Origin of the sequence: Microbispora cellulosiformans (genome assembly GCF_008728085.1) — a bacterium.
Taxonomy (GTDB): Bacteria; Actinomycetota; Actinomycetes; order Streptosporangiales; family Streptosporangiaceae; genus Microbispora; species Microbispora amethystogenes.
The window spans coordinates 1-8,331 of the sequence record NZ_VYTZ01000033.1 but is presented as its reverse complement, the minus strand read 5'-3'; the positions used below and the strand labels follow the sequence as shown (position 1 = coordinate 8,331).

Sequence of the window (8,331 nt, the reverse complement as noted above, 5' to 3'; positions counted from 1 at the left end):
GGCAACCTCCAACTCCTCACCCACCCCCAACCCTGGCCCGACCACGCACGCCCCCGCCGCGCCGCCGTCTCCGCCTTCGGCGTCAGCGGCACCAACGCCCACGTCATCATCGAACAAGCCCCCGACCAGGCCGAGCTCGAGTCACCCCAGGCCCGTCCGTCGCCGGCCGTGGGGTGGGTGGTCTCGGCGCGGTCGCCCGAGGCGCTGCGTGCCCAGGCCGCCCGGCTGGCCGACCACCTGGACCGTCACCCCACCCTGGGTGCGGCCGACGTCGCGCACTCCCTGGCCACCACCCGCGCCCGGTTCGACCACCGCGCCGTCATCACCGGCACCACACGACAAGAACTCCTCGACCGCACCCGCGCCCTCGCCGACGGCACATCCGCCGGCGGGATCGTGACCGGGATCGCCCGGCCCGCCAAGGTCGCCTTCGTCTACACCGGGCAAGGCAGCCAACGCCCCGGCATGGGACGCGGCCTGCACGCCGCCCACCCCGCCTTCGCCACCGCCTACGACCAGGCCATCAACCTGCTCGACCAGCACCTGGCCCGGCACACACCCGTACCACTACGCGAAGTGTTGCTCGGCGACGCCGACCCGGCCTTGCTGGACCAGACCCTCTACACCCAGCCCGCCCTGTTCGCCCTCCAGACCGCCCTCACCCACCTCCTCACCAGGTGGGGCATCACCCCCCACGCCGTGGCCGGGCACTCCATCGGCGCCATCGCCGCCGCCCACACCGCCGGCATCCTCACCCTCCCCGACGCCGCCGCCCTCGTCGCCGCCCGCGCCCGCCTCATGCACACCGCCCCACCCGGCGGCGCCATGACCGCCATCAACGCCACCGAAGCACACATCACCCGCGAAATCGCCGCCTACAAGGGCAGAGTCACCATCGCCGCCGCCAACACCCCCACCTCCACCGTCATCAGCGGCGACCACGACCCCGTCACCCACCTCACCGAGCACTTCCGGCAGCAGGGGCACAAGGTCCGGGCACTGACCGTCAGCCACGCCTTCCACTCCCCCCACATGGACCCGATCCTCGACGAGTTCGAACAAGCCGTGGCCGCACTGTCCCTCACCCCGCCCACCGGACCGGTCACCCCCTTCGTCTCCGACCTCACCGGCACCACCGCCACCCCCACCGACCTCACCAACCCCGCCTACTGGGCCCGCCACCTGCGCAACCCCGTCCGCTTCGCCGACGTCGTACAGCGACTGCACGAAGGCCCGGAGCCGGGCGAGGGAGTGCGGACGTTCCTTGAGATCGGCCCCGACGGCATCCTCACCGGCCTCATCCGCGAGACCCTCGACAGCGAACAGGGCATCCTCGCCGTTCCCGTGTTACGCCGGGACCGGCCCGAACCCCCCACCGCCCTCACCGCCGCCGCCCACGCCCACACCCACGGCACCCCCGTCGACTGGGCCACAGTCAACGGCCCCGCCACCACCGTCGACCTGCCCACCTACGCCTTCCAGCACGAACGCCTCTGGCTCACCCCACCACCCCGCCAGACCGACCCCGCGAACCTCGGCCTCACCACCACCGCCCACCCCCTGCTCGGCGCCGCCCTCACCCTCGCCCACCACGACACCACCGTCTACACCGGCACCCTCTCCCTCACCACCCACCCCTGGCTCACCGACCACACCGTCTTCGACACCCCCATCCTCCCCGGCACCGCCTACCTCGACCTCGCCCTCCACGCCGCCGACCACACCGGCCACACCACCATCGACGAACTCGTCCTCCACGCCCCACTCGCCCTTCCGGAGAGCGGCGGCGTACAGGTGCAGATCATCGTCACCGGCTCCGACCGGCCCAGCCTGGAGATCTTCTCCCGGCCGGAGGGCGACACCGGAGACTGGACCCGCCACGCGACCGCCGTACTGGCCAGGGACGACACCGAACCCGGCTTCGACCTCACCGCCTGGCCGCCGGAGGACGCCGTACAGGTGGACCTCGGCACGGCGTACGACCGGTTGTACGAGGCAGGTCTCGGATACGGCCCGGCGTTTCGAGGGCTGCGCGCCGCCTGGCGGCGCGGCGACGAACTGTTCGCCGAGGTCGCCCTCCCCGAGGACGAACGGGATGACGTGACGGACTACGGCATCCACCCGGCGCTGCTCGACGCGGCGTTGCACGGGGCCGCGCTGCACTGGCTGGACGGCACGCCGAACGGCCACAGCAACCTGCCGTTCGCCTGGAGCGGGGTGCGGCTGCACGCCACCGGTGCCACCGACCTGCGGGTACGCGTCACACTCGGCGACGCCGGATCGCTGTCACTCCATGTGGCCGACCCCACCGGCGCACCGGTCGCCACGATCGACACTCTCACCACTCGGCTCGTCTCCAGCGAGCAGCTGGTCACGTCCGGATCCACTCCTGACAGCAGTCTGTTCCGGGTCGAGTGGTCACCCCTCGAACTCCAGCCGGCGGCAGACGAGGCCTGGGCCGTCCTCGGCGACCGGGAACTCCACGACACCCTCCGCCGGACCGTCACCACCTCCTACTACGACGACCTGACCGCCCTCACCGACGCCATCGACGCCGCCGAACCCGCCCCCGATGTGATTGTCCTCCCGATCACCCCCCACCACGCCACCGGGAACGGCAACGCCCGCAACGGCACGACCGGCGCCGACAACGCCGCGCACGTCGAGCCGGAGCAGGCCACCCACGCCACCGGCAGCAACAGCAGGACGGGCGAGAACCCGGTGGCGGCGGCGCATGCGGTGGCCGAACACACCCTGGCCGCCCTGCAGACCTTCCTGGCCGACGACCGCCTCAGCGGCACCCGGCTGCTCGTCCTGACCCACAACGCCGTCGCCACCACCAGCCAACAGCCCATCGACCTGGTCACCGCACCCGTCTGGGGGCTGATCCGCTCCGCCCAGACCGAACACCCCGGCCGCATCCACCTCATCGACCACCACCACGAGACTGCCGGCCTGCTTCCCCAAGCCGCCGCCACCGCCTGCCACCACGACGAACCCCACACCGCGCTCCGCGACGGCACCCTGCTCACCCCCCGCCTGATCGCACACACCACGCAACACAAAGCCGAAGAGGTTCAGCCGCGCGGGTGGGACCCCGACGGGACCGTCCTGATCACCGGCGGCCTCACCGGCATCGGCGCCCTGCTCGCCCGCCACCTCGCCACCACCCACGGCATCCGCCACCTCCACCTCACCGGCCGGCGCGGCCACCACACCCCCGGCGCCGACACCCTCATCCGCGACCTCACCACCGCAGGCGCCCACGTCACCGTCACCGCCGCCGACATCACCGACCCCCACGCCGTCGAAGCCCTCATCGCGTCCATCCCCGCGGACCACCCGCTCACCGCCGTCATCCATGCCGCCGGCATCACCCACGACACCCCGCTCCACACCCTCACCCCCAACCACCACCTGCACCCCGTCCTCGCCCCCAAAATCGACGGCGCCACCCACCTGCACCACCACACCCGCCACCACAACCCCGCCGCCTTCATCCTGTTCTCCTCCATCAGCGGCCTACTCGGCGGAGCCGCCCAAGCCAACTACGCCGCCGCCAACACCTTCCACGACGCCCTCGCCCACCACCGCCACACCCAACGCCTCCCCGCCACCAGCCTCGCCTGGGGACTGTGGGCCCACACCAGCACCCTCACCGCCGGCCTGGGTCAGAACGACCACAGGCGCCTGGCCAGGCTCGGCCTGCGTCCGCTGGAAACGGACCACGCCCTGGCCCTGTTCGACGCGGTGGTCTTCGGCGCGGCCGCGCAGCCGCCGGTGCTCGTACCGGCGCGCCTGAACACGACGACCGACGCGCCGCCGCCCCTGCTCCGCCGCCTGATCTCCCCGCGCCGCCGAGCGGTACGGGCGGCCGCCGGGCAGGACGGCTCCCTCGCGACGCGACTCGCCGCGCTGACCGCCGAACGGCGGAGCGCGGCCCTGCTCGACCTGGTCCGCACCGAAGTCGCCACCGTCCTCAGCCACCCCCACCCCCACACCATCCCCCCCGACCGCCCCCTCATCGAACTCGGCCTCGACTCCCTCACCGCCGTCGAACTCCGCAACCGCCTCACCACCACAACCACCCTCCGACTCCCCGCCACCCTCACCTTCGACCACCCCACCCCCCAGGGCATCGCCGATCTGCTGGACGGCCTGCTCGGCGGGGGCGGCCGGGCGGAGAAGGCGCCGGTGCGGGCCGAGACGACCGCAACCGGGTCGCTCGCGGACGATCCGATCGTCATCGTCGGGATGGCCTGCCGGCTGCCGGGCGGCATCGAGTCGCCGGAGGCGCTGTGGCGGCTGGTGGAACGCGGCGGGGACGCGGTGTCGGAGTTCCCCGCCGACCGGGGCTGGGACCTCGAACGGCTCTACGACCCCGATCCGGACCACCTCGGCACCTCCTACACCCGGCACGGCGGGTTCCTGCGGGACGTCGCCGACTTCGACGCCGCCTTCTTCGGCATCTCGCCCCGCGAGGCGCTCGCGACGGACCCGCAGCAGCGACTGCTGCTCGAAGTGGCGTGGGAGGCCTTCGAACGGGCCGGGATCGACCCCCGGCGGCTCAGGGGCAGCCGCACCGGGGTCTTCGCGGGGGTCATGTACCACGACTACGCGCCCCGGCTGCAGGAGATCCCGGGTGACCTGGAGGGCTACCTCGTCAACGGCAGCGCGGGCAGCATCGCCTCGGGCCGCGTGGCGTACACGTTCGGCTTCGAGGGCCCGGCGGTGACCGTCGACACGGCCTGCTCGTCGTCGCTGGTCGCGCTGCACCTCGCCGCGCAGTCGCTGCGTACGGGTGAGTCGGACCTGGCGCTGGCGGGTGGCGTCGCCGTGATGTCGTCGCCCGCCACGTTCGTCGAGTTCTCGCGGCAGCGCGCCCTGGCGGTGGACGGGCGGTGCAAGGCGTTCTCCTCCTCGGCGGACGGCACCGGCTGGGGCGAGGGCGTCGCCCTGCTGCTCCTCGAACGGCTGTCGGACGCGCGCAGGAACAATCACCCGGTGCTCGCGGTGGTCCGCGGCTCGGCCGTCAACCAGGACGGCGCGTCCAACGGCCTGACCGCCCCGAGCGGCCCGTCGCAGCAGCGGGTCATCCGGCAGGCTCTCGCCAACGCCGGGCTGACGACCGGCGAGGTGGACGTGGTCGAGGCACACGGCACCGGCACGACGCTCGGCGACCCGATCGAGGCGCAGGCGCTGCTGGCGACGTACGGGCAGGACCGACCGGCGGACCGGCCGCTGTGGCTGGGCTCGCTCAAGTCGAACATCGCGCACACCCAGGCCGCGGCGGGCGGCGCCGGCGTGATCAAGATGATCATGGCGATGCGCGCCGGAGTGCTGCCGAAGACCCTGCACGTCGAAGAGCCGAGCCCGCATGTGGACTGGTCGAGCGGCGGGGTACGCCTCCTCGACGAGGCGCGGCCCTGGCCGGAGGACGGCGGCCCGAGGCGGGCGGGCGTGTCGTCGTTCGGGGTGAGCGGCACGAACGCGCACGTGATCCTGGAGCAGCCCCCCGCCGCCGAGGAGCCGGTCGGGACGCCGGCCACGCCGCCCGCCGTACCGCCCGCCGTGCCGTGGGTGCTGTCGGGGCACCTGCCCGAGGCGCTGCGCGGCCAGGCCGTCAGCCTCGCGACGTACCTGGACGGCCGGGCGGACCTCGACCCGGTCGACGTGGCGCACTCCCTCGTCTCCGCCAGGACGCTGCTGGGCGAGCGCGCCGTCGTGGTCGCGCCGGACACGGCCGGGCTGACCTCCGGACTGGCCGCGCTCACCCGCGAGGGCGCCCTGCCCGGCCACGTCGTACGCGGCACGGCCGACGTCGCCGGGAAGGTCGTGTTCGTCTTCCCCGGTCAGGGCGGGCAGTGGCCCGGCATGGCCGCCGGGCTGCTGGAGACGGCGCCCGTGTTCGCGGAGCGCCTCGCGGAGTGCGAGCGTGCCCTGAGCGAGTTCGTCGACTGGTCGCTGCTCGACGTCGTACGCGGCGTCCCCGGCGCGCCGGGGCTCGACCGGGTCGACGTGGTGCAGCCGGTGCTGTGGGCCGTCATGGTGTCGCTCGCCGGGCTCTGGCAGTCGTACGGGGTCCGTCCCGACGCGGTGGTGGGCCACTCGCAGGGGGAGATCGCCGCGGCCGTGGTGGCGGGCGGGCTGTCGCTGCGCGACGCCGCCCGCGTGGTGGCCCTGCGCAGCCAGGCCATCCGGACCCTGTCGGGTGACGGCGGCATGGCGTCGGTGGCCCTGCCACTGGAGGAGGCCGAGGCCCGGATCGCGCCCTGGGACGGCCGGTTGTCGGTCGGGGTCGTCAACGGGCCGGGCAGCGTGGTCGTGTCCGGCGAGGTGAGCGCTCTGGGCGAGCTGCTGGCCGCGCTCGACGCGGAGGGGGTGCGCAACCGGCGGCTCCCCGTCGACTACGCCTCACACTCCGCCCAGGTCGAGCTGATCTCCGACGAGCTGCTGAAGGCGCTGTCCCCGATCACGCCCCGCGCGCTGACCGTGCCCATGCTGTCGACCGTCAGCGGCGAGTGGGCCGGGGAGGCGGAGCTCGACGCCGAGTACTGGTACGCGAACCTGCGGCGGCCCGTGCGGTTCGAGGCCGCGACCCGCGCGCTGGCTGCCAGTGGGCACACCGCGTTCGTGGAGATCAGCCCGCATCCGGTGCTGGCGTCGAGCATCGAGGACACCCTGGACGCCGCCGCGGTCGCGCCCGCGCTGGTCACAGGGACGCTGCGGCGCGACGAGGGCGGGCCGGAGCGGTTCCTCGTGTCGCTCGCCGAGGCGTTCGTGCGGGGCGTGCCGGTCGACTGGGCCGTCGCCCTCCGCGGAGCCGATCCGCGCCGCGTCGACCTGCCGACCTACGCCTTCCAGCGCACCCGCTTCTGGCTCGACGCCTCGCGTACGTCATCTGCCACGTCATCTGCGGGCGGCGCGGCGGACGACGGCGCGGCCGGGGGGCGGGCGCCCGAACCCGCGTCGCGGTTCGCCGGGCTCGACCCGGAGCAGCGCCGCGAGGCCGTGCTCGGGCTCGTCCGCACGGAGGTCGCGGCGGTGCTGCGGCACGCCGACGGCGAGGAGATCCCGCCGGCCAGGGCGTTCCGGGAGCTGGGGCTCGACTCGCTGACCGCCGTGGACCTGCGCAACCGGCTCCGTACGGCCACCGGGCTGCCCCTGCCGACCACGCTGATCTTCGATCATCCCTCGCCGGCCGCGGTGACCGACTACATCCTGTCGGCGCTGGCGGAGGCAGAGGCGGACCGGGACGGCGAACCGGCGGGGGACCCGCTGACCGCGCTGCGGCGGCTGGAGGCGAGCCTGCTCGCCGAACCCGGTGGCCGGGGCGAGGTCGTCTCCCGCCTGCGCGCGCTGCTGGCCCGCTTCGACGCCCCGCTCGGCGCGGACGACGACACCGGCGACGAGATCGACCTCGACTCCGCCACCGACGACGAACTCTTCGACCTCCTGGACAGGGGCTGATTCCTGATGGCGAACGACGACAAGCTGCGCGAATATCTCAAGCGTTCGATCGCGGAGACCAAGCAGGCGGAGAAACGGCTGCGGCAGATCGAGGCGAAGTCGCGGGAGCCGATCGCGATCGTGGGGATGGGCTGCCGCCTGCCCGGCGGGGTGACCTCCCCCGAGGACCTGTGGGACCTGGTCGCCGAGGGCCGCGACGCCGTCACCGAGTTTCCCACCGACCGCGGCTGGGACCTCGACGCGCTCTACGACCCCGACCCCGACCAGCCCCACACCTCCTACACCCGCCACGGCGGCTTCCTCGACGACATCGCCGGATTCGACGCCGCCTTCTTCGGCATCTCCCGCCGCGAAGCCCTCGCCAGCGACCCCCAGCAACGCCTCCTCCTCGAAGTCGCCTGGGAAACCCTCGAACGCGCCGGCATCGACCCCGCCACCCTCAAGGGCAGCCGTACGGCGGTGTACGCGGGGGTGGCCGACCGTACATACGGGTCACGGCTGCCGGAGGTGCCCGAGGACCTGGAGGGCTATCTAGCGATCGGCAACCTGGGCAGCGTGCTGTCGGGGCGGATCGCCTACACCTTCGGCTTCGAGGGCCCGGCGGTGACCGTCGACACGGCCTGCTCGTCGTCGCTGGTCGCCCTGCACCTGGCCGTCCAGGCTCTGCGTACGGGGGAATGCGATCTCGCGCTCGCGGGCGGGGTGACGGTGATGGCGAGCCCGATCGGGTTCACCGAGTTCTCGCGGCAGCGGGGGCTCGCGCCGGACGGACGCTGCAAGGCGTTCTCCTCCACCGCCGACGGCACCGGCTGGGCCGAAGGCGTCGGCCTCCTCCTGGTCGAACGCCTCTCCGACGCCCAA

2 protein-coding genes are annotated in these 8,331 nt (G+C 73.5%); both read left to right on the top strand.

All coding sequences use genetic code 11. The features are described 5' to 3' along the window. Nucleotides 1-7,470, top strand: a 7,470-nt coding sequence (locus tag F5972_RS36635; RefSeq protein WP_150940735.1) for a type I polyketide synthase, incomplete at its 5' end; no start/stop codon positions are given. 6 nt (nucleotides 7,471-7,476) lie between these two features. Then, nucleotides 7,477-8,331: beta-ketoacyl synthase N-terminal-like domain-containing protein (locus F5972_RS36630; RefSeq protein ID WP_191910504.1), on the top strand; the 855-nt coding region annotated here is incomplete at its 3' end.